Raw genomic sequence first — 21559 nt, 5'->3', positions numbered from 1 at the left:
GGGTTACTCCTTCAGTGCGGCGGCTTCGAGCGCCTGCGAGAGAACGGCGCGGTTGCCGATGTGGTTGGCGAGCACGAGAACAAGGCGTGCGTTGAGCGCATCGCTCTGGTCTTTCGCAAGGCCCTCGTGGGCGGCCAGCAGTTCGGCGTAGAAATCATCCGCGCCATCGATGTTGGGGGTCAGTGTCAGTTGATCGGACATGTCTGTTACTCCTTGCCGGTTGCGCGGCGCAGCGCGGTGCGGAACTGGGCTTCGTCAAAGCTGGCGCGACGGGCGGCGACGTGCTGATCCGGGCGTATCAGGTAGACGGCGCTGTCATTTTCGCCAAGGTAGCGGCGCTTGAGTTCGAGCGAGGCGTCATCCTTGACCGAGAGGGCCAGCCGGGTGACTTCGACCCCGTCTTCCTCGAAGCTGTCGGGGGCATCGGCATCAATGGTGAGCAGGATGAACTTGTCGCCCAGCTTGGGAAGCAGGAAATCATCCCCCAGCGGCGCATCCGGGCAGGGCGAGCCGGGCCGGGTCCGGGCCGGGCCGTCAAGCAGTGCGTCAGCCGAATTGAGCGGTGAGCCGTCATAGGTGCAGGGCACCGAAAGTCGACCCGAGTTCACCAGCGGACGGGCAAAGGAATAATGCTCGGAGAGGTCCAGAACGGCATCTCTCAGCGTCCGGCTCATGTCGGACTTGGGCGTGATGAAATCGGTCGAGCGCGAGGAATTGAGAATGTTCTCATCCGCGCCGTGGATGCGCTCCATGTCGTAGCTGTCGAGGAGCGACTCGGGCGCCTTGCCGTCCATGACCAGCTTGAGCTTCCAGCACAGGTTGTCGGTGTCCTGAAGGCCCGAGTTTGCGCCACGGGCGCCGAAGGGCGAGACCTGGTGCGCGGCATCCCCGGCAAAGAGCACACGGCCATGGCGGAACTGTTCCATGCGGCGGCACTGGAAGGTGTAGATCGACACCCATTCGAGTTCGAATTCGACGTCATCGCCCAGCATCTGCTTGAGACGCGGGATCACGTTCTCGGGGCGCTTTTCGCGTTCCTTGTCGATGTCCCAGCCCAGTTGCAGGTCGATGCGCCAGACATTGTCGGGCTGTTTGTGCAGCAGAGCCGACTGGCCCTTGTTGAAGGGCGGATCGAACCAGAACCAGCGTTCGGTCGGGAATTCGGCCTCCATGATCACGTCGGCAATCAGGAAGTTGTCCTCGAACACTCGGCCGACGAAGTCGAGCCCCAGCATGCGGCGGGCCGGTGAATTGGCGCCGTCGCAAGCGATCAGCCATTCGGCTTCGAGCGTGTAGGCGCCTTCGGGCGTGTCCACTTCGAGGGTGACGTGATCGTCATGGGTGCCGATCGCCTCGACCTTGTTGCGGCCGCGGATTTCGATCGGTGCGCCAGCGGCCTGCAATTCGCGGACGCGGTTCACGAGGTATTCTTCAAAGTAGTATTGCTGAAGGTTGATGAAGGCGGGGCGCTGGTGGCCGTCTTCGGGCAGCAGGTTGAAGTCATAGACCTGGCGGTCGTCGAAGAAGACTTTGCCGATGTTCCATTCTACACCCTTGTCGACCATCGGCTGACCACAGCCCAGACGATCAAGTATTTCCAGCGGACGCTTGGCGTAACACACCGCGCGGCTGCCGAAGCTGACCTTGTCGTTGTCGTCAAGGATGACAACTTCGACGCCCTGCTGGGCGAGGTCGATGGCCGCGCCAAGACCGATGGGGCCGGCGCCGATGATGACGACCTTGCGCCGAACCGGCGTCTGGGCGTCCTGATCCGGGCTGCGCTCGTAAGCGTAGAGCGGAATTTCGAAGATTTTGTTCATGGTCTCCTCCCGATGATGGGCAAATCTCTCCCGAGCTCCGGCGCGGGGCTGCGCCGGGGCGATTGCATTTAGTGTCTCATGTTCCCCAAAATCGTCACACGATCTGGATCAAATCGTGTTTTGCGGGGTGGGCTCCTCCGCCCGAAGAGGGGGAGGAACGGTCGGTTTAGCCCTGAAGGGCCTCCCACATTTCCAGATCGCGCTGGGCGGTCCAGATGCGGGGATGCGCGATGCCGCGGGCTTCGTCATAGGCGCGGGCCACGTTGAAGGGCAGGCAGTGCTCGTAGATCGCGTAGTCGGCGAATTTCGGATCGCATTCTGCGCGCACGGCGTCCCAGGCTTCTTTCAGCGAGCCACCGCGCGCCGCCACACGGGCTGCGGGCAGATAGGTGCTCTGAACGAAGTCGCGGGTGCTTTCGATGGCGCGGTTCACGGCTTCCTTGCCGACCAGTGCGCCGCCACGACCCGGCGCGATGGCGTCGACGTCATAGGCTTTGATGTTATCGAGCGTGTTGCCCCAATCGGCAAAGTGACCGTCGCCGCAATAGCAGGCCGAGTGGTCTTCGACGATGTCACCGGTGAACATGACGTTCTGGTCGGGCACATGGATCACGGCGTCACCGGCGGTGTGGGCGCGACCGATCTGCTTGATGTTCACGCGACGTTTGCCGAGGAACACGGTCATTTCGTCCGTAAAGGTGGTGGTCGGGAAGGTCAGACCGGGGATCGACTCGTGGCCTTCGAACAGACGCGGGAAGCGTTGGAATTCGCTGTCCCAGTCTTCCTGACCGCGTTCCAGAACCATGTTGTAGGCGGTGTTGGACATGATCACTTGCTGGGCGTTAAAGGCCGAGGCCCCCAGAACGCGCACGGCGTGATAGTGGGTCAGAACCACATGCGTGATCGGCTTGTCGGTGACGGTGCGCACACAGTCGATCACCTTGTTGGCCAGACGCGGGGTGGCCTGTGCCTCGACGATCATCACGCTGTCATCGCCGATGATGACGCCCGAGTTGGGATCGCCTTCGGCGGTGAAGGCGTAGAGGCCTTCGCCGATCTCATCAAAGGTGATTTTCTTTTCGGTCATGTCCCCTTGGGACGCGAATGCTTTTGCCATTGGGATCTTCCTTATTTTGCGGGCCATGCCACGGCGGGCAGGATTTTTCCGGTGCAGTCGCCAAAACCGATGGTGTAGCCCTCGCCGCGCGCATTGCCGCGCAGGGTCAGGGTGTCACCGTCTTCGATGAAGCTGCGGGTTTCGCCGGTGTCGAGGGTGAAGGGTTCGCGACCTGCCCAGCTGACCTCCATCAGAGAGCCGTATTCGCCCTTGTTGGGGCCAGAGATCGTGCCCGACCCAAGGAGGTCGCCGACATTCATGCCACAACCGCCAATGGCGTGATGGCAAAGTTGCTCGGCAGCCGAATAATACATGCGGTTGTAGTTGGTCTTGGCCACGACCGAAGCTGTCTCTGCCCCTTCGGGCTGCATCAGCACTTCGAGGTCGATGTCAAAGAGACCATCCCTGGTGCTGTCGAGATAGGGCAACAGCGCTTTTTCGCGTTCCGGCGTCGGTGCGCGGAAGTCTTCCAGCGCGGCGGCCGTCACGATCCAAGGCGAGATCGAGGTGCCGAAGGCCTTGCCCTGGAACGGGCCAAGCGGCTGGTATTCCCAGCCCTGGATGTCGCGCGCGGACCAGTCGTTCAGCAGCACATAGCCAAAGATCATGTCGTCGGCCTGATCCACGGTGATTGGCTGGCCGAATTCGGACGCGGTGCCGACGATGGCGCCCATTTCGAGTTCGATATCGAGACGCATCGAGGGGCCAAAGCTGGGCATCTCGGCGTCGGGGGCCTTGCGCTGACCATTGGGGCGGTGGATCGGGGTGCCGGAGATCACCACCGACGAGGCGCGACCGTTATAGCCGATCGGGATGTGCAGCCAATTGGCGGGCAGGTCGGGCGAACCGCGCAGGATGGCGCCCATGTTGGCGGCGTGCTGACGACCGGCGTAGAAATCGGTGTATTCGCTGACCGCAAAGGGCATGTGCAGGGTCGCGTCCGCCATCGGCACGAGCAGCGGCTCAACTGCGGACTGCTCGGCGCTGCCTTCGGCCAGAAGCTCGGTCAGGCGGGCGCGCAGGGCGGCCCATGCTTCGGAGCCCATGTCCATCAGGTCGTTCCAGTACGGCACGTCAAAGACCGGGATCTCGGACATCGTGACCAGCCCGGCCTCTTCTGCGGCGGCCATGTCGAGGATCATGTCCCCAATGGCGACGCCGCAGCGTTCTTCGGTCCCGGCGGTCGAAAAGACACCGTAGGGCAGGTTGTTGAGCGGGAAGGGGTGGTAGGCGTCATTGGCCGAAGCCACCCAGCTTTTCATCAATGGCATCGTGTCGTGTTCCTTATTTCTTGCCCGAGGTGCCATCGAATTTCTTTTCGATGTCGGACCAGCAATCAATGTAATCGTCCTGAAGCGGGGCTTCATCTGCGGCAAATGTGGTCAGATGCTGCGGGAAGCGGGTTTCGAACATGAAGGACATGGTGTTGTCCAGCTTTTCGGCAGTGAGGTCGGCATTCGAGGCGCCCTCAAAGGCGTTCTTGTCCGGTCCGTGGGGGAGCATCATGTTGTGCAGGCTCATGCCGCCGGGAACGAAGCCCTGCGGTTTGGCGTCGTACTGGCCATAGATGTTGCCCATCAGCTCGGACATGATGTTCTTGTGATACCATGGCGGGCGGAAGGTGTCTTCGGCGACCATCCAGCGTTCGCGGAATAGGACGAAGTCGATATTGGCGGTGCCGGGCTGGCCTGAGGGGGCGGTGAGCACGGTAAAGATCGACGGGTCGGGATGGTCGAACAGGATCGCGCCGACCGGGCAATAGGTGCGAAGGTCGTATTTCATCGGCGCGTAGTTGCCGTGCCATGCGACCACGTCGAGCGGCGACTGGCCGATTTCGGTCTTGTGGAACTGGCCGCACCATTTGACGGTGACGGTCGAGGCAACCTCGCGGTCTTCATAGGCCGCCACGGGCGCCTTGAAGTCGCGCGGGTTGGCCATGCAGTTGGCGCCGATCGGGCCGCGGCCCGGCAGTTCGAACTTCTGACCATAGTTTTCGCAGACAAAGCCGCGGGCCGGGCCTTCCAGCACTTCGACGCGATACAACAGCCCGCGCGGTATGATGGCGATTTCCTTAGGCTCAAGGTCGATGATGCCCAGTTCGGTCGAGAAGCGCAGCACGCCCTCTTGCGGAACGACCAGCAGTTCGGAATCGGCGGAGAAGAAATAGTCGTCCACCATGGATTCGGTCACGAGGTAGATATGGGAGGCCATGCCGACCTGCGTGTTGACGTCACCGGCTGTCGTCATGGTGCGCATGCCCGTGACCCATGTCAGATTCTCGCCTGAGTGCGGCACCGGATCCCAGCGATACTGGCCGAGGCTGGTGACATCGGGATCAACATTGGGGGCCGACTTCCAGAACGGCACGTCGATCTTTTCATAGCGGTGCGAATGCTTGACGGACGGACGGATGCGATAGCACCACGTGCGTTCGTTCTGGTGGCTGGGGGCGGTGAAGGCGGTGCCCGAAAGCTGTTCGCCGTAAAGCCCGTAGTTGCATTTCTGCGGAGAGTTCATGCCCTGCGGCAGGGCACCGGGCAGGGCCTCGGTTTCATAGTCATTGCCAAAACCCGGCATGTAGCCTTCGTGCGGGCCGGGCAGGGACGGGGCCATCTGCATGCGGGTCGGAACAGTATGTTTAGTCATTTCGCGCGCTCCTGTTTCGAATTTGGTTGCTTTGGTAATAGTTGTTTTTGTAACTAACAAGCAGGAGGATGGACCTCATGCCACAAAAAGATGATTTTTCGCTGCAGGACTTTACGCCCTATCTGCTCAACCAGGCGGCGGAGGAAAGCAGCCTTGCGTTTCAGCGAGTATACAAGAACCGCTATGGAATGTTGCGCACGGAATGGCGGGTGCTGTTCCACTTGGGCACCTATGGTGAGATGACCGCCACCGACATTTGCACCAAGGCACGGATTCACAAGACAAAAATCAGTCGCGCAGTGCAAAAACTGGTTGAGCGGCGCTTTGTCGTGCGGGCGCGCAGCGACGAGGATCGGCGGGTGGAAAAGCTCAAACTCACGCCCGCCGGGGACACCGCTTATCGCGATCTGAGGGCGGTGGCAGAGGAGTATGATGCCAAGCTGCGCGCGCAGTTCACCAGTGGCGAGGTGGCCCTTTTGCGGATGATGCTCAAGCGGCTGGCGGGGCTGGAATCATCGGAGTGATTCGCCCGATCAGAAGTCGACCGACACACCCGGAAGGTTCAGTGCCTTGATCAGGTCGCGCAATTCCTGACGGGCGGCAACGTTCGAGATGTTGAGTTGCTTGACCCCGATATCGCGCAGATCTAGCAGGGTCAGACCGCGCGGGAACAGCTCGCGAAAGATGACGCGTTCGTTGAAACCGGGGGCAACGCGGAAGCCGATGCGCTTGGCCAAACGATCCAGCGCACGGCCCATCTTTTCCTTGTTGACCATCTGTTGTGCGCCCATGCGGTTGCGCATCACGATCCAGTCGATCGGCTTCAGGCCTGCCTGGGCACGCAGCTGGCGGGCGTTCCAGACCATTTCGGAATAGACCGAGGGGCCAAGGATTTTTTCGCCGTCGCCGTCGATATGGGCCAGAAGGTCGAAATCGACAAAGCTGTCATTCAAGGGCGTGACCAGCGTGTCGGCGAGAGAATGCGCGACCTGTGACAGACGGGTGTGAGATCCGGGACAGTCGATCAGGATGAAGTCATTGCCCGGCTCAAGCGCGGCTACGGCAGCCGACAGGCGGTGATCATAGATATTTTCGCCGGGTTTGAGCGTCGCCGGGTCGATCTCGGGCAATTCCTGATATGAAGGGCCGGGCAGATCGAGGCCGGATTGCTCCATGAACTTGCGACGGTTGTCGACGTAGCGTCCAAAGCTTTTCTGGCGCAGGTCAAGGTCGAGCCCGCCGACCTTGTGGCCCATGCGGGTCAAAGCAGTGGCGATGTGCATAGACAGCGTGGATTTGCCCGCGCCGCCCTTTTCGTTACCGACCACGATAATATGTGCCATGTGCCTGTCCCTGCCGGTTCGTGTTTCGCGCCGGAATACGGCGCGGCCCCGTTCCTGTCCACTATATGTTGTGTTTATCCACAGGAAAAGTGGCCAGTCTGCCGTTTAGGCGTCCCGCCATTTGCCCGGCTGCAGCCCATCCAGTGTCCAGTGACCGATCCGCGCGCGGATCAGGCGCAAGGTGGGATGGCCGACGGCGGCGGTCATGCGGCGGACCTGCCGGTTGCGCCCTTCGCGGATGGTGAGCTCGATCCAGCAATCCGGTACGGATTTGCGAAAGCGCACCGGGGGCGTGCGGGGCCAGAGCCCCTCCGGTTCGTCGATGCGGCGGGCTTCGGCGGGTTTGGTGCGGCCATCCTTGAGGTCGACGCCCCGGCGCAGCGCTTCCAGTGCGGCGGCGTCGGGCAGGCCCTCGACCTGTACCCAGTAGGTCTTGGACATCTTGTGGCGCGGGTTCGAGATGCGCGCTTGCAACTGGCCGTCATCGGTCAGAACCATCAACCCTTCGCTGTCCCGGTCCAGCCGCCCGGCGGGATAGACGCCGGGTACGTCGATGAAGGTCGACAGGGTCGGGCGCGGGCTGCCTTCGGTGCCCTTGTCGGTGAATTGCGAAAGGACATCATAGGGTTTGTTAAAGAGGATCGTACGGGCCATGGCGTTTCCCTAGCATCTGAAAGAGCGCGGCGCGAGGGGGCTTGCATGTTCGCCGCATGTGGCTGCAGATGGGGCGATAATGGAAGGAGCGCGTGATGGACCCCAAAGAGATGCACCCCGACACGTTGCTGGCTCAGGCGGGCGGCGCGATTGATCTGGCCAGTGGCGGGGTGGTGCCGCCGATCCAGCCCTCAACGACATTTGTGCGCGATGCGGATTATGCGCCGCTCAACCCGGCCAACACCTATGCGCGCGACCATAATGACGCGGTGCGGCAGGCCGAAGCGGTTTTGACCCAGTTGGAGGGGGGCGATGCCGCGCTGCTGTTTCCTTCGGGCATGGCGGCAATCGCGGCGCTGTTTCGCACCGTGCCAACCGGGGGACGGGTGATTGTGCAGTCGGGGATCTACTGGGGTACGACCAAATGGATCCGCGAATTCTGTGAGCGCCGTCAGGTGGTTATGGATGAGGTGGACGCCAGTGATGCGGTCGCTTTGACGGCGGCTTGTGCCGAGGGGCCGGCGCATCTGGTGTGGATCGAAACGCCGTCGAACCCGTGGCTGAAGATCGTGGACATTGCCGCTGCCAAGGATGCGGCGCGGAGCTGTGGCGCGCTTCTGGCGGTGGACAGCACGGCAGGGTCGCCGATCCTGACCAACCCCTTGAAATTGGGCGCGGATGTGGTGATGCATTCGACAACTAAGGTGATCAACGGGCATTCGGATGTGCTGGGTGGTGTGCTGGTGGCGCGCGAGCCGGGCGCGGTTTGGGATGAGATAGCCAATGACCGGGCCAGTGCGGGGGCGGTGATGGGGCCGTTTGAGGCGTGGCTGTTGCTGCGGGGCATGCGGACGCTGCCTTTGCGGGTTGAGCGGATGTGCGAAAACGCGATGAAAGTGGCGCGGTTCCTGGAGGATCATCCGGGCGTCGAGGCGGTCTGGTATCCGGGGCTGGAGAGCCATCCGGGGCATGATCTTGCCAAGCGACAGATGCCGCAAGGTTTTGGATTCCTTATGTCATTTCTCGTGAAAGGCGATCGGGAAACGGCGTTGAAAGTGGCGGGGCGCCTGGGGCTGTTTCACCGGGCCACATCGCTTGGCGGGGTCGAGAGCCTTGTGGAACACCGCCATACGATAGAACCGCATACCGGCATTCCCGAAACCCTTTTGCGGATTTCGGTGGGGACGGAAAAGTCCGACGATCTAATCGCGGATCTGGGGCAGGCGCTGGGGCAATAGGTGCCAAAACGGGCAGCGGTATCACGTCGGTATTGTGTCGGTATCGCGTCGGTAATGGCGGCGCGGCCCACGCCTATGCCGGGATAATGGGCCTATTGCAGCGAAACCTTTGGCGACCTAGCGTGATTTGATGACTGACACCGATATCCTTGACAGCCGCTATAGCTGGACCCGCCTTCTGGTGACGCTGGCCATTGCCTTGGTGGGCAACGTCGGGATGTGGGCGGTGATCGTGGTGATGCCGGCGGTGCAGGCCGAATTCGGGATTGACCGGGCCGATGCCTCCTTGCCGTACACGCTCACGATGATCGGTTTTGCGTTGGGCAATTTCGGGATTGGTCGGGCTGTGGACCGCTGGGGGATCACGCTTGCGCTGTCGGGTGCGGCGGGTCTTATTGCGGTGAGCTTTGCTGCAGCCGCGCTCAGTCCGACCGTGCTTTTGCTGTCGCTGGCGCATTTCTTTCTGGGGTTTGGCACGGCGGCGAGTTTCGGTCCGTTGATTGCCGACATTTCGCTTTGGTTCCAGAAGCGGCGTGGCATCGCGGTGGCGATTGCGGCGAGCGGCAATTACCTGTCGGGGGCGCTTTGGCCGATGGTCCTGAGCGGGGTGCTCAGCGGCTATGGCTGGCGCGTGGTGTTCGCGGTGCTGGCCGTGCTGACGCTGGCGGTGGTGGTGCCGCTGTCGATGTTGCTCAGGCGTCGGGTGCCAATGGAGGCGATGACGGCGCAGGCCATGGCGGCGACCGCAAGGCAGGGGCGGGTGCCGTTCCGTCCGGTGGTGCTGCAATGGATGCTCGGGATTGCCGGGATCGGGTGTTGCGTGGCGATGTCGATGCCACAGGTCCATATCGTGTCCTTCTGTGTCGACCTTGGCTATGGGCCTGCAGTGGGTGCGGAAATGCTGTCGCTGATGCTGTTGGGCGGTGTGGTATCGCGGCTGGTGTCGGGGGCGCTCGCGGATCGGTTGGGCGGGGTGCTGACCCTGTTGATCGGGTCCGCCTTGCAATGCGCGGCGCTGTTCCTGTTCCTGCCGTTTGACGGGTTGGTGCCGCTTTATCTCGTCAGCCTTGTCTTTGGCCTGTCGCAGGGCGGCATCGTGCCTGCCTATGCCATTGTCGTGCGGGAATACATGCCCGCCAAGGAGGCTGGTGCCCGGGTTGGGTTCGTGATGATGGCGACGATCATGGGCATGGCGCTGGGCGGGTGGATGTCGGGCTGGATCTACGACATGAGCGGCAATTACGAATGGGCGTTCCTCAACGGGATCGCGTGGAACTTCCTCAATATCGCGATCATGATCGTGATCCTGATGCGGGGGCGTCCTCCGAAATTGCGCGCAGTAGCCACTTGATGAATGTCTGAACGTTCCTGCGCGGTGGCCACGGTGGCGTCACGATGAAGTATGACGAGACGTGCTGGATTTGTATCGGCGCGACTTTTAGCGATCCCTGATCCAGCTGACGCGCCACGTCGACCTGAGATTCAAGCAACAGGCCCATGCCCTGTTCCGCCGCGCGGATTTCGAGGGCCGGGTTGCCGACGTCGATGGTGCGTATTTGCGCCGGGTCGATGCCCGATTGCCGGAGCACGTCGCGCTCCCAGGTGTCTTCATGCGGGATGAGCCACGGTATGTCTTGCCAGTTGATTGCCGGGTCATCCACGAGCCTTGGCGACGCCAAGGCAAGGGTTGGACTTTGCAGGAGGCGACGTGCGTCAAGATCCGGCCAGCCGCCTTCGCCCGCCCGCACGGCGAGATCAAAGCCCTCTGCGACGAGATCGACCGCCCGGTCCGTGGGGGTGAATGCGATCTCTGTATCAGGGTGTTCCAGCCAGAAATCGGCGATGCGCGGGAAAATGACGGATTCGGCGAAATAGGCCGTCGTGGTGACACGGACGGGTTGCTGTCCGCCCTGTTCCATCGCGGACAGGACGCCGTCGTTTATCGCGGTGAAGCCCGACTGAAGGCTTTGGGCCAGACGCTGGCCTTCCGGGGTTGGCGTGATGCCGCGTGGGGAGCGAAGGAGCAAGGGCAGGCCCAGATGCGTCTCCAACGCTTTGACCTGCTGGGCGACGGCGGCGTGGGTGACATTGAGCGACCTTGCCGCAGCGCTGAAGCTGCCGGACTGAACGGTGGCATCAAAAGCACGCAAGGCCGTAAGCGATGGGAGTTTGGTCCAGTCAATGGCCATGGATGAAAGTTCAGCTTACAGGGTTTCAGAAATGCTGGTTCGGAATCTACCGCATTTTCATTCAATATACACTTGAAAGTTGTGATTGTGGGAGAAATACCATGCTCATTCAGGACGAAAAGATGTTGTTTCATGTTTCAGCATTCGATTCAGCCGGTCGGCTTCGGTTCAGCCATGATCGGCGGGCCGATGAGGCCGCGCGAGAATTGGCTTTGGTGCGAAGGGTGGCGCGTCGCAGTGCAGTGCGCACTGTCCTGAGAAGGGTGATCGCGCTGATGCGCAACGACTCGGCGCAGGAGAGCGCGCAGCCCAAGCCCATTGTTTGAAAGGTGCCTACTCGGGCATCCCGGCACGGCGCAGCCCTTCGAGCCAGCGTTCGTGATCGTCCGGGTAGCGGATCGGAACGATGTCGCGCACCATGGAGACGGTCAGGCCGGGCATGAGCGCCAGCAGGCGTTGCATGGTGGCTTGCGCGGCTTCGCTCTGACCGTTCATGGCCTGTGCTGCGGCCAGTTGGCGCAGGGCAGAGGCATAGTTGGGAAATTCGGCCAGTACCTCGGTGCAGACCTCGATACAGCGTTCGTAATTCTCGTCGAGATAGGCGGCGATGCCGTGGCCACCATACCAGAAGGCGCGATAGGGATCGCGCGGGCTGAGGGTTGTGGCGCGTTCAGCGCTTGCGCGGGCCGCACCATAATCGCGGCTGACGCCGTGATAGGCGGCCAGAACACCGTGGGCGTTGGAGAGGTTCGGATTAAGCCGCAGCGCCCGGTTGAGGTGTAGAGGCGCCTTGTCGTAGTCGCGCCCGAACATATAGGCCATGCCCAGAATGCTGTGGGCGGTGGCGTCGGATTCATCGGCCTTTACGGCGTCTTGTCCGTGGCGGATCGCTTCGGCAATCGCCGCCTTGGTGTCGCGCCGCCAGAGGTGCAACATGGCGTGCAGCTTGGCCAGCGCAAGGATGGCATGGGCATCCGAAAGGCGCGGATCAAGCGCGATTGCATCTTTGGCAAAGGTCTGAGCCTTGGCGATGCTGTCCTCGCTCAGATGCCCGATATGCCAGCGGCCCAGCAGGATTTTCTCCCACGCGTTGGTTTCGGTTTCTGCCTTGTTGCGGGAGCGGTGGGTTTCGGCGTTGAGTGCCTCTGGGGCGACGGCGGCGACGATGGCTTGGGTGATTTCGTCTTGAACGGTGAAGATGTCGTCAAGGTCGCGGTCAAACCGCCCGGCCCAGAGATGGGCACCTGTGGCGCCTTCGATGAGCTGCGCGGTGACACGTATCCGGTTGCCGGCCTTGCGCACCGATCCTTCGAGCAGATAGCGCACGCCAAGCTCGGCGCAGACGTCCTCGGCCCGGACAGGTGTGCCCTTGTAGGTAAAGCTTGTGTTGCGGGCGATGACGAAGAATTCGCGAAAATGCGACAGCTCGGTGATGATGTCCTCGGAGATGCCGTCGGAAAAGAACTCCTGATCCGGGTCGCCGGACATGTTGTCAAAGGCAAGCACCACAATGGAGGCTTTCTTGAATTTCTCGGCGTCTTGCGAGGGGCGCGGGGTGGGATGATCGGGGGTCCATGTCAAAACGGTGACGGGGGCAGGGATGTTCTTGAGGGGTTGCGGGCCGGTATCGGCAAAGCGCTCGGCCAGATGGGGGGCGAGGTGGGCATGGGCGCTGGCGGATAATGCGATGCCGCCTTCGGGGGCCAGTGCTTCGAGACGTGCAGCGATGTTGACGCCGTCCCCGAAGATGTCTTCGCCTTGTTGGATGATATCCCCGATATTGAGGCCGATGCGGAAGGTCAGGGGGGCATCGAGGCCGGGGACGGTTTCTGGTGGGGTGCTCTGAAGTGCGAGGGCGCATTCGGTGGCGTTGGTAATACTGGGAAACTCAACCAGTGCGCCGTCGCCGAGGAGTTTGACGATCCGCCCGCCATTGGCCTTCACTGCCGGTTTGAACACGCTGCGCAGGTTCCGGCCAAGAGCGGCGACGGTGGCGTCTTCGTCGCGCGCCATCAGCCGGGAAAACCCGACGACGTCGATGGCGAGAATGGCGGCGAGTTTGCGCTGCATTTTGCAGTTCCCAAAATTGTGTCCGGCCAGAGTGGCACGGGTTGGTGGAATCGCAAAGGAGAATGCAGGGACAACGTGCGGGGCTTTGGGGGAAAGAAAAACGCCGCCCCCGGGGGAGCGGCGTTTTCGAAATCGAAATGGACAGGTGCTTTAGAAGCCCAGACCTTCGTATTTCTTTTTGAACTTCGAAACGCGGCCGCCGGCGTCCATCAGACGGGTGGAACCGCCGTTCCATGCGGGGTGCACGGAGGGGTCAACGTCCAGAGCCAGCGTGTCGCCTTCGTTGCCGTAGGTCGAGCGCATCTTGATGATGGTGCCGTCGGTCATTTTGACGTCGATGAAGTGGTAGTCGGGATGGGTGTCTTTTTTCATGAGACCACTCCTTACGCTTGCTTGGGCTTGTAGTTGGTATCTTCCGCGATACGGGCCGATTTACCACGACGCGCGCGCAGGTAGTACAGCTTGGCGCGACGGACACGGCCACGACGCACGACGGTGATGCTGTCGATGTTGGTCGAGTGCAGCGGGAACACACGCTCCACGCCTTCGCCAAAGGAAATCTTGCGAACGGTGAACGAGCCGGCAATGCCCGAACCGTTTTTACGGCTGATGCAGACGCCTTCGTAGTTCTGCACACGGGTGCGCGTACCTTCGGTCACCTTGAAGCCGACGCGAATGGTGTCGCCAGCTTTGAAATCGGGGATGTCTTTCCCCAGGGCGGCAATCTGTTCCGCCTCGATTTGTGCGATCAGATCCATCTGACCTTCTCCTAACTTGCTCGTGGTTTGGTCCACGAAGATGTATGCGCCTGAGGAGCTCTTGGTCTTCTTCCGGGTCCGCGTGGATGCGCCCGCCAGAGATCAGGTCGTCTTTTCTTGTTCGCTTGGCATCCTGCACGCCAAGATCGGACGAAGAAGCCCGAAAGGCGATGCCTGCAATAGCCAACACGCCCGGAGCCGCGAAAGCGATTCCGAACAGGGGGTCGTTTACGCAGTTTGCGCCCTGCGATCAAGGGCGGAGTCGATTTGGGCGGCGAAATTCATGCCGCACGCCGGATTCCGCGCAATTTTCCGGGACGGGGACATCCGGTTGTTGCAAAATGGGCGGCTGACGGAGTCTATGGGGGGCAGGGTTTGGAATTGTTTGGGCCTGTTTTGGGTGTTTTGGACAAGAGAGTTTTCATGCGTATTGGTTTGTTTCTGTGTTTTCTGGCCGTATCCCTGACCGCTTGTGGACGCCGGGCACCGGAACCTCCGCCGCACAAGGCGGCGCCCGTGGTGGCCTCGTATCCGGTGGAACAGTTCCGTACCTATCCCCGGTTCGGGGACGGCGATCCGCATGAATGGGACGGGCGCGCGCCGACCAGCTATCCGATCCACGGCATCGACATTTCGCGCTGGCAGGGGGCGATCGACTGGAAGAAGGCCAAGCGATCAGGGGTGAGTTTCGCCTTTATCAAAGCTACCGAAGGCGGCGACGTCGCCGACCCGAAATTCCGTGAACACATGCGCGGGGCCAAGGCCGCCGGGGTGCCCTGGGGCGCGTATCACTACTACTATTTCTGCCGAAAACCCGAGGAGCAGGCGCGCTGGTTCATCAAGCACGTCCCCAAGGGCGCCGACCTGCCGCATGTGCTCGACATGGAATGGAACCCGCGGTCGCGCACCTGCAAACGGCGCCCCTCGGAGCGCGAGGTCTGGTCGGAGGCGCGGGTGTTTCTCAATATGCTGGAGGCGCATTACGGACGGCGTCCGGTACTCTACACGACGGTGGATTTCTGGCGCGACACGAATATCGGCAAATTGAGTCGGACCGAGTTTTGGCTGCGTTCGGTGGCAGGGCACCCGCAAAAGGTCTATCCCGGCGCCTATTGGACGTTCTGGCAATATACCGGCACCGGCCTCATTCCCGGGATCGAGGGCGAGGTGGACATCAACGTGTTCCGTGGCTCGCCGGAAGGCTTCGGACAGTGGATCGCAGGCGCCTCCTGATCGGCGGTTTTTCTGGACCGCGCAGAGCAGACGTGCATCCTGTTTCTCAATGGTTTCAGATACCCATTGTGAAACGGGGTGAACAGGAGGGAGCTGCATGTCTGAACGCGCGTGGACAGCGGATGTGCTGGTCGTGGGGGGTGGCACTGCCGGGTTTGGTGCGGCGGTGGCGGCCGCGCGGCAGGGGCTGGATGTTCGGCTGATCGAAGCGACGGGCAAGGTGGGCGGGGTCATGGCCTTTTGTCCGGGGATGCCATGGGGTGCGGCCTATCCCAACGACAGGATCATTGGCGGCATCATGGAAGAGCTGGCGGGGCGGCTGTTTGCGATGACGCCTGTCGCGGCGGAGAAGCGGCCCTGCACTCTGGCGAATTTTGGTCCGGAGATTCTCTATGATCACGATCTTGCCACCTTGACCATGTTCGAGATGCTCGAAGAGGCAGGGGTGCAGGTGCATCTCAACACCACCGCGTTGGCTCCGCACATGGCGGGCAATCGGGTGGCGGCGGTCGAGGTGTTTGACCGGCATGGCGCGCATCTTATCGAGGCGGGCATGGTGATTGATTGCTCTGGGGATGGGGACATTTCGGCGCGAGCCGGGGTGCCCTATACGCTGGGAGATGACAGCGGCAACCTGATGGGGGTGACGCTGAGTTTTCATATGGTGGGGGCCGACTGGGACCGGGTATTTTCCGAGGACGATCCCTATTTCACGCGTTACGCGGCCATGGGCATTGCGCAAGGGCGCCTGCACCCGGACTTGGCACAGCTCTACATGATGAAGGGCTTCCATCGTGACACGGTGTTCTGCAATTCGGTGGTGATCCGGGGCGTGGACGGGACCGATGCGCGCGCCGTGGCGGCGGCGACTCAGGAAGGGCGGCGGCGCTGCAGGCAACTGGCGGAATTCCTACGCGCGGATGTGCCGGGGTTCGAGGCTGCGCGGATGATGTATCTTGGTCCCACTGTCGGTGTGCGCGAGACGCACCGGTTGGAGGGGATGTACCGCGTCACCGGGGCAGACCTTGCGGCGGCTACACAGTTCGAGGACGGGATTGTCTGCTGCGATAACCCGGTGGACGATGTCATGCGGGGGGCGCGGATGACCCATGACGCGATTGTCGGGCAGGGGGCCTATTACACCATCCCGTTCCGGTCGCTGGTGCCGCGCGACATCGGGAACCTGATGTTTGCGGGGCGGATCATCTGCGCGGACCCGGTCGCCTTTGCCTCGGTGCGGGGGATGCCGCAATGCATGGCCATGGGGCAGGCCACGGGCACGGCGGCGGCGCTGGCTTTGCGGGACCGGGCGCCGATACAGGAGGTGGATCATTTGGAACTGGTCGCAAACCTGCAAGCGCAGGGCGTGCGCGGGATCGGCGGGGCCGCCCTGTAGGTCATTTGCGAAAGGGGGAGGATGCCGGACCGCTTTCTTGCGGACCGGCATGATGTCATCTGATCAGGTCAGGTCTTCGACGCGCGCATCGGGCGCGTTTTTCTTGACGGACTCGATGCCATTGTCTCGGCCCGAAGTGCTTTCGTAGCTTTCCGAGGTGCCGATCACCTGGCCGTTGGTGGCCTTGAGGTTGAACATATGCTTGCCCGACTTGGTTTCCTTGCGCTCATAGCGCGCGTCCTCGGGGGCGTTCTTCTGCACCGACGCGATGCCGTTCTCGGCGCTGGCTTTCTGTTTGTAGCCTTCGCTGGCAAGGATGATTTCGCCGTTGCCTGCCTTGAGGCGGAAGCGGAATTCACCCGCCTTGTCGGTGTAGAGTTCAAATTTTCCAGCCACTGCCCAAATCTCCCTAGTTACGTGTGCTTGGGGGGAGTTAACCACCAAAGCAAGGGTGACTGCAAAAGGAAATTGGCAGCGCCTATTGCTTGATCACGAGACCCTGGCCCGTCGGGATTTCGAGAATGCTGTGTTGGCGCGCTTCCATGAATGCGTTTTCGGCATGGCGCTGAGCCGCATATCCGGTCCATCCGTAGTCGTCGAATATGATCAGCCCCCCGGAAACCACCTTGTCAAAAAGCGCATCAAGCGCCGCGATTTCCGAGGCGGCGGAGTTCATGTCGATCAGCAGCAGGGAAATCTGATCCGGGCAATCGGTCTTGAAGGTGTCGGGGACGATGCCCCGTACGACGCGGACGTTCGGATATCTGGAAAACCGACGGATGACGTGGTTGTAAAGGGCATCGGGGTCGTTCCCGGTTTCCTTTTCATAGATTTCGTTCGAACGGTTTTCGGAGTTCAGTTCCGAAGGGATCCCCGAGAACGTGTCATAGAGGTACAGTTGTTTGTCGACCGTTTCGAACGCCAGGTAGTCGGCAATCACCGAAGAGCTGAACCCCTTCCAGACGCCACATTCGACAAAATCGCCGGGCAGGTGCAGCGCGCGGCGCGCGGCCCAGACCAGGGTGTGAATACGCCACGCAATCGAGAGGTCCTGGTTCGATTCCGCGTTGCGCCGGAGAGCGTCGATGAACCGTTTGTCCTCGCGAAATCCGGCGGCGCGTTGCAGGCCGATCAGGTTGTCGCCGGCAAACATCGGCCCGCAGAGTTCGCCGAGGGTTTTCAAAGCCTCCTGAAAACGGGCTTTGTTCTCGCCTTCGAAGTTGCCATAGAACATGGGATGCTTCCTTTCGAGGCGCGGCAACGCACAGGATGCGCGCAGCGAGCCCCGCAATTCTGCAACTCATGCTTGGCGTGTCAATCTTTGCCGTCTTTGCGATAGGCCCGCCACATGTCGGGGCGGCGATGGCGGGTCAGGGCTTCGGCCATCTCGCGGCGCCATTTTTCGATGTTGCCGTGATGCCCGGACATAAGCACATCGGGTATGGCGCAGCCCTTCCATTCGGCGGGGCGGGTGTATTGCGGGTGTTCCAGAAGGCCGTTGGAGTGGCTTTCGTCTTCAATGCTTTCGGCATTGCCAAGCACCGAAGGTAAAAGCCGCACGGTGGCGTCGATCATGGCCTGCGCGGCGATTTCGCCACCCGTCAGCACGAAGTCTCCGAGCGACACTTCCATGATGCCATAGTGATCCAGCACCCGCTGATCGACCCCTTCGAACCGTCCGCAAAGCATTGTCACTCCGTCCGCTTCGCTCCAGGCGCGGGCCATTTTCTGATCGAAGCGGCGACCGCGGGGCGAGAGATACACAAGCGGCCAAACACCGCGCGCGCCCTGCATGGTGTGTTCAATGGCGTTGCCCAGCACGTCCGGGCGCAGCACCATGCCCGCGCCGCCGCCTGCGGGCGTGTCGTCGACATTGCGGTGCTTGCCAACGCCAAAGTGGCGCAGGTCGGTCGTTTCAAGCTGCCACTTGCCGTCCTTGAGCGCCTTGCCGGTCAGGCTTTCGCCCAGTACGCCGGGAAATGCATCGGGAAAGAGGGTGATGATCCGCGCGGTCCAGATTCCGGCAAGGCGGGGATTGTGGGTCATCAATTCGCGCGGTTTCAGCGAAACGGAAATGGCCTTGCGGCCATGTGACTTGGGAGTTTTGGGCGTATCGCTCACGGGTTCTGTCCGGTTTGCTGTTCGTATTCTGCGATCAGGCGTTGCTTGGCCGTCTTGCGGGTCTCCCTGTCGCTGATATTGCGGTTGAGGTCCAGCAATTCCTGCAAAAGCGCGTCCGGCAGGCGGGTGTTGACCGGGGGGATCGGGGTGAGTGTGGATTGGGCTTCGGCGTCCATGCCGACAAGGGACAAAAGCGGCGCGGCGAGGCCGAGCGGATGATCGCGCCAGTCCTCAAGCGCGATGCGGTGCAGGGGGACGGGGGCGATTTTTTCCGCCAGCTGATCAAGTAGGGGGGCGAAATCGGCGGCCTTGGCATAACGGGTCTGGAAGTCCGAAAGGTCCATCGTCATGGACGAGGATTTCACGTGTTCCCAATAGGCACTGGTGAGCCAGCTTTCGGCGCTGCGGGTGCTGAAGACGAGGTGCAAGTCCGGCGCGCGATGGCGGCGATGGAAGGCGGCGACCAGTTCCGGGAGGAGGTCAAGTGCAGCGCTGTAATCGTCGATACCTTCGCGCCCGGGCATGTGGCCTGCGAATTCTTCGGCCGAGGCGATGAGGCCGCGATGCATGTAGTCGGGCTGATCCGCCAGCCATGTGTCGGCGCGGTGGGCAAGCTTGGCCAGCGACAGGGGATCGCGCCAAGTCGAATAGCCCCGGGTGGCGTGCAGCAACTCCTTGAGGCGGAATTTCAGGACGAGGTTGCAATGGGTCTTGATCGCGCGGCGATTGGCCTTGAGCGTCTGTTGCAGGCTGGATGTGCCGGTCTTGTGGAACCCGGCGTGCAGGATGAGGGGGCGGGTCATGGGGTTTTGTCCGCGTTGAGCCATGCGCGCCGGGCGGCGATCTTGGTTTGCGCGACGGTGGCATCGTCAAGGTCGGAGCGGTTGGTGGCGAGATAGTCGGCCAAGAGCGCATCGGGGGGCGAGAGGTTGGCCGAGGGCAGGATGTCGAGCTGTTGGCGCAGGCGCGGGGGGATGTCGAGCGTATCAAACAGGATACCCAGCGGCCCGAGCGGATCATCGGTGAGGTCTTCGAGGGGGGCGCTGTGGACCCGGTGCGGCGCGACGGCGGTGCGGACCGCGCTCACGATGGCGTCGAGATCGGCAGAGGCCGCGTATTGCGTGGCGTAGCTGTCGAGATCATCCGTCATGCGGATCGCGCGCAGGTGTTGGGCGTGACAGGAGCGCAGCCATGCCTCGGGTGCGCGGGTGGAGAAGAAGAAGCTGAGGGATACAGGAGCATCAAACGCCTGTTGCGCCGTGTCGCAGAGCGCGCGCATCAGCGCGGGGGCGGCGTCATAGCGGGCCAGACCAAAGCGGCCGGGCATGTGACCCGAGAGGTCTTCGGAGCTGATCAGGACGGCGCGGGGATCGGTCGGGTCGATCTTGGCAAAACTGGCAGCGAGTTCGGAGCAGAAAGCCATAAGATCGGCCTCGGTGCGGCGGATCGAATAGGCGCGGGCGGCCTCGCAGGGGCCAACCATGTTGCGGCGGGTGAAAATCTGGAGCTTGCGGCGCAGGGTCTTGCGGTTGTGCACCAGCATTTTCTGCACGCTCGTCGTGCCGGTCTTGTGAAATCCTGCATGGACGAGGATTTGCTTCATTCCGCCACCTTGGCCAGTTCGGCACGGGTTTCCTCGCTGAAATAGCCCGGAAAGCGGGTTTCAAGTTCAAGCGCGGCGCGGGCGATATGGGGCGTGGCGACGTCGGCGGCCTCGTCCAGCAGATCGCCGAGATCGGCGGTTGACAGGATGTCTGTCGCCATCTCGGTCCGGGCGTAGAGGCGCAAGGCCAGAAGCAGGTAGGCGTCGCTGTGATCGGCGCGTTGCAGGAGGGCGTCGGCAAGGTCGATCGGGGCAGGATGGGCGGCGCAGGTTTCTTCGATGTCGCGAAGGGCGTCGGGCGTTGCGGGCAGGGCTTCGACCTGGTCGAGAAGGGCGGCGATCTCGTTGGTGAGGGCGTCGTCCGAGGCGTTCAGAAAGGTGCCGGGCGACTCGATGGCATTCAGGGCCTGATCGAGCGTGGCGTCTATTTCGGAGGCGTTGCAATAGCGCCATGCGCCCCAGAGGCTGGCGCCAACGGTGAGGAGAACCGGCACGGGCAGGGGAATGGCAAGCGGTCCGGTGAGGCGCGAGAGCGCAAGACCGAGGCCCATGCAGGCCGCGACCAGCACGCACTGCACCAGCGCCATGAAAAACAGGGCGAGACCGTCCTGTGGTGACTTGAGGGGCGGTTTGCGCGTCGCGACGATGTAGAAAAGGAAGGCGGCCACAAAGGCCGGGAAGGTTGCGGGCGAGCCATGGCTCAGACCGGCGAGGACCGGGCCGCCATAAAGCGGGAGCGCGAAAAGCGCGATGCCAAGGGGCGTGAAACGGCCCGGCCCCATGTTCAGAACAGGCCCTCGGGCGGGTCTGCGATGATACGGCCCGAGGCGATGTCTACGGTTGGTACGGCGGCATGGGTGAAGGGCAGGAGCACGGTGGAATTCAATCCGGGGCCGTGGATTTCCAGAAGGTCGGTCGAGCCGTGGTTCTGCACCGACTTCACGCGGCCCAGCACGGTGCCGCCGGTGTCGCGCACTTCGAGCCCTATGAGATCGGCGTAGTAATACTCGTCATCCGGCAGGCTCGGCAGACGATCGCGCGGCACGAAAAGGCGCACGCCCTTGAGCGCGTCGGCCTGTTCCTTGGTGGCGATGCCCGAGAGTCGTACGGCCAGCCCGTTCTTGATCGGGCGGGTCAGGGTGACATCAAAGGCAAAAGCGCCGTCTTCGGTTTGCAGGGGCGCATAATCGACGATTGCCTCGGCCTCGGCGGTGAAGCTCTTGAGGCGGACTTCGCCGCGCACGCCATAGGCGCCCGAGATGGCGCCGACACAGACCAGTTCCGTCATCTCATGTCTCCCGGAATTCGTGGGGTCATTTGTCCTTGATCCGCTGGTCGTGTGCAAGGGGCGGGCGGGGCAAATGAGTATTT

General features: G+C 62.0%; 24 protein-coding genes. 6 read left to right on the top strand and 18 right to left on the bottom strand.

The genetic code is table 11. The features are described from left to right. Window positions 1-3: 3 nt before the first annotated feature. The 5 genes from ACS3QZ_RS09870 to hmgA form a co-directional block, all read right to left on the bottom strand. Window positions 4-201 carry a DUF2783 domain-containing protein gene (locus tag ACS3QZ_RS09870; RefSeq protein WP_093090614.1) on the bottom strand — a complete coding sequence of 66 codons (198 nt, stop codon included), beginning with the start codon at window positions 199-201 and terminating at the stop codon, window positions 4-6. A gap of 5 nt (window positions 202-206) precedes the next feature. Then, window positions 207-1820 (bottom strand): FAD-dependent oxidoreductase, encoded by a 1614-nt coding sequence (locus tag ACS3QZ_RS09865; RefSeq protein ID WP_456037679.1) that lies wholly within the window; start codon window positions 1818-1820, stop codon window positions 207-209. A gap of 166 nt (window positions 1821-1986) precedes the next feature. After that, complete coding sequence (locus ACS3QZ_RS09860; RefSeq protein ID WP_456037678.1) at window positions 1987-2937, bottom strand: MBL fold metallo-hydrolase; 951 nt, start codon at window positions 2935-2937, stop codon at window positions 1987-1989. Window positions 2938-2948: 11 nt separating this feature from the next. Continuing rightward, the gene (fahA, locus tag ACS3QZ_RS09855) at window positions 2949-4208 is read right to left on the bottom strand and encodes a fumarylacetoacetase (RefSeq protein ID WP_456037677.1); all 1260 of its coding nucleotides are present in this window, start codon (window positions 4206-4208) and stop codon (window positions 2949-2951) included. Between the two features lie 13 nt (window positions 4209-4221). Beyond that, complete coding sequence (gene hmgA, locus ACS3QZ_RS09850) at window positions 4222-5583, bottom strand: homogentisate 1,2-dioxygenase (protein ID WP_456037676.1); 1362 nt, start codon at window positions 5581-5583, stop codon at window positions 4222-4224. 77 nt (window positions 5584-5660) lie between these two features. Between hmgA and ACS3QZ_RS09845 the strand changes: the two genes are divergently transcribed. Further along, complete coding sequence (locus tag ACS3QZ_RS09845; RefSeq protein ID WP_456037675.1) at window positions 5661-6107, top strand: MarR family winged helix-turn-helix transcriptional regulator; 447 nt, start codon at window positions 5661-5663, stop codon at window positions 6105-6107. A gap of 9 nt (window positions 6108-6116) precedes the next feature. On the opposite strand, the gene ACS3QZ_RS09840 is transcribed toward ACS3QZ_RS09845, so the two are convergent. Together ACS3QZ_RS09840 and ACS3QZ_RS09835 are read right to left on the bottom strand one after the other, a co-directional pair. After that, window positions 6117-6926 carry a division plane positioning ATPase MipZ gene (locus tag ACS3QZ_RS09840; protein ID WP_456037674.1) on the bottom strand — a complete coding sequence of 270 codons (810 nt, stop codon included), beginning with the start codon at window positions 6924-6926 and terminating at the stop codon, window positions 6117-6119. 105 nt (window positions 6927-7031) lie between these two features. Then, entirely contained in the window at window positions 7032-7580 is a 549-nt protein-coding gene (locus ACS3QZ_RS09835; protein ID WP_456037673.1) for a pseudouridine synthase, read from the bottom strand. A gap of 95 nt (window positions 7581-7675) precedes the next feature. On the opposite strand from ACS3QZ_RS09835, the gene ACS3QZ_RS09830 reads away from it, so the two are divergent. Both ACS3QZ_RS09830 and ACS3QZ_RS09825 read left to right on the top strand, forming a co-directional pair. Further along, window positions 7676-8818: a trans-sulfuration enzyme family protein gene (locus ACS3QZ_RS09830; RefSeq protein ID WP_456037672.1), complete on the top strand. Its 1143-nt coding sequence runs from the start codon at window positions 7676-7678 to the stop codon at window positions 8816-8818. A 130-nt stretch (window positions 8819-8948) separates the two neighbouring features. Next, complete coding sequence (locus tag ACS3QZ_RS09825; protein ID WP_456037671.1) at window positions 8949-10169, top strand: MFS transporter; 1221 nt, start codon at window positions 8949-8951, stop codon at window positions 10167-10169. Here the strand turns inward: ACS3QZ_RS09825 and ACS3QZ_RS09820 are convergent. Further along, entirely contained in the window at window positions 10111-11007 is an 897-nt protein-coding gene (locus ACS3QZ_RS09820) for a LysR family transcriptional regulator (RefSeq protein WP_456037670.1), read from the bottom strand. The genes ACS3QZ_RS09825 and ACS3QZ_RS09820 overlap by 59 nt on opposite strands. Window positions 11008-11108: 101 nt before the next feature. On the opposite strand from ACS3QZ_RS09820, the gene ACS3QZ_RS09815 reads away from it, so the two are divergent. Beyond that, window positions 11109-11333: a hypothetical protein gene (locus ACS3QZ_RS09815; RefSeq protein ID WP_456037669.1), complete on the top strand. Its 225-nt coding sequence runs from the start codon at window positions 11109-11111 to the stop codon at window positions 11331-11333. 7 nt (window positions 11334-11340) lie between these two features. Here the strand turns inward: ACS3QZ_RS09815 and ACS3QZ_RS09810 are convergent, their stop codons facing one another. From ACS3QZ_RS09810 to rplS, 3 genes are all read right to left on the bottom strand, one after another. After that, window positions 11341-13077, bottom strand: a complete 1737-nt coding sequence (locus ACS3QZ_RS09810) for an adenylate/guanylate cyclase domain-containing protein (protein ID WP_456037668.1) — start codon at window positions 13075-13077, stop codon at window positions 11341-11343. Between the two features lie 150 nt (window positions 13078-13227). Further along, window positions 13228-13449: a 50S ribosomal protein L31 gene (gene rpmE / locus ACS3QZ_RS09805; protein WP_093090590.1), complete on the bottom strand. Its 222-nt coding sequence runs from the start codon at window positions 13447-13449 to the stop codon at window positions 13228-13230. 11 nt (window positions 13450-13460) lie between these two features. After that, a complete protein-coding gene (rplS, locus tag ACS3QZ_RS09800) occupies window positions 13461-13835 on the bottom strand; it encodes a 50S ribosomal protein L19 (protein ID WP_093090588.1) in 375 nt (124 codons plus the stop codon). Between the two features lie 423 nt (window positions 13836-14258). On the opposite strand from rplS, the gene ACS3QZ_RS09795 reads away from it, so the two are divergent. Continuing rightward, window positions 14259-15068, top strand: coding sequence for a glycoside hydrolase family 25 protein (locus ACS3QZ_RS09795; RefSeq protein WP_456037667.1), 810 nt, complete (start codon window positions 14259-14261; stop codon window positions 15066-15068). Window positions 15069-15165: 97 nt separating this feature from the next. After that, window positions 15166-16464, top strand: coding sequence for an FAD-dependent oxidoreductase (locus tag ACS3QZ_RS09790; RefSeq protein ID WP_456037666.1), 1299 nt, complete (start codon window positions 15166-15168; stop codon window positions 16462-16464). Window positions 16465-16527: 63 nt separating this feature from the next. Here ACS3QZ_RS09790 and ACS3QZ_RS09785 read toward each other — a convergent pair whose 3' ends face one another. The 7 genes from ACS3QZ_RS09785 to rimM form a co-directional block, all read right to left on the bottom strand. After that, complete coding sequence (locus ACS3QZ_RS09785) at window positions 16528-16860, bottom strand: YegP family protein (protein WP_456037665.1); 333 nt, start codon at window positions 16858-16860, stop codon at window positions 16528-16530. An 82-nt stretch (window positions 16861-16942) separates the two neighbouring features. Next, complete coding sequence (locus ACS3QZ_RS09780) at window positions 16943-17698, bottom strand: TylF/MycF/NovP-related O-methyltransferase (RefSeq protein ID WP_456037664.1); 756 nt, start codon at window positions 17696-17698, stop codon at window positions 16943-16945. An 80-nt stretch (window positions 17699-17778) separates the two neighbouring features. Continuing rightward, complete coding sequence (gene trmD, locus ACS3QZ_RS09775) at window positions 17779-18585, bottom strand: tRNA (guanosine(37)-N1)-methyltransferase TrmD (RefSeq protein WP_456037663.1); 807 nt, start codon at window positions 18583-18585, stop codon at window positions 17779-17781. Further along, on the bottom strand, window positions 18582-19388 hold the full coding sequence (locus tag ACS3QZ_RS09770; protein ID WP_456037661.1) for a hypothetical protein: 807 nt from the start codon (window positions 19386-19388) through the stop codon (window positions 18582-18584). Before ACS3QZ_RS09770 ends, trmD begins: the two co-directional genes overlap by 4 nt. Further along, window positions 19385-20188, bottom strand: coding sequence for a hypothetical protein (locus ACS3QZ_RS09765; protein ID WP_456037660.1), 804 nt, complete (start codon window positions 20186-20188; stop codon window positions 19385-19387). The genes ACS3QZ_RS09770 and ACS3QZ_RS09765 overlap by 4 nt, the downstream gene beginning before the upstream one ends. Continuing rightward, window positions 20185-20970, bottom strand: coding sequence for a hypothetical protein (locus ACS3QZ_RS09760; RefSeq protein WP_456037659.1), 786 nt, complete (start codon window positions 20968-20970; stop codon window positions 20185-20187). Before ACS3QZ_RS09760 ends, ACS3QZ_RS09765 begins: the two co-directional genes overlap by 4 nt. Before the next feature lie 2 nt (window positions 20971-20972). After that, complete coding sequence (rimM, locus tag ACS3QZ_RS09755; protein ID WP_456037658.1) at window positions 20973-21476, bottom strand: ribosome maturation factor RimM; 504 nt, start codon at window positions 21474-21476, stop codon at window positions 20973-20975. Between the last annotated feature and the right edge of the window lie 83 nt (window positions 21477-21559).

It is taken from the genome of Shimia sp. W99, from assembly GCF_053851455.3.
Note: the sequence above shows the minus strand (reverse complement) of the source record. Positions and strands in the feature narration are given on the sequence as shown.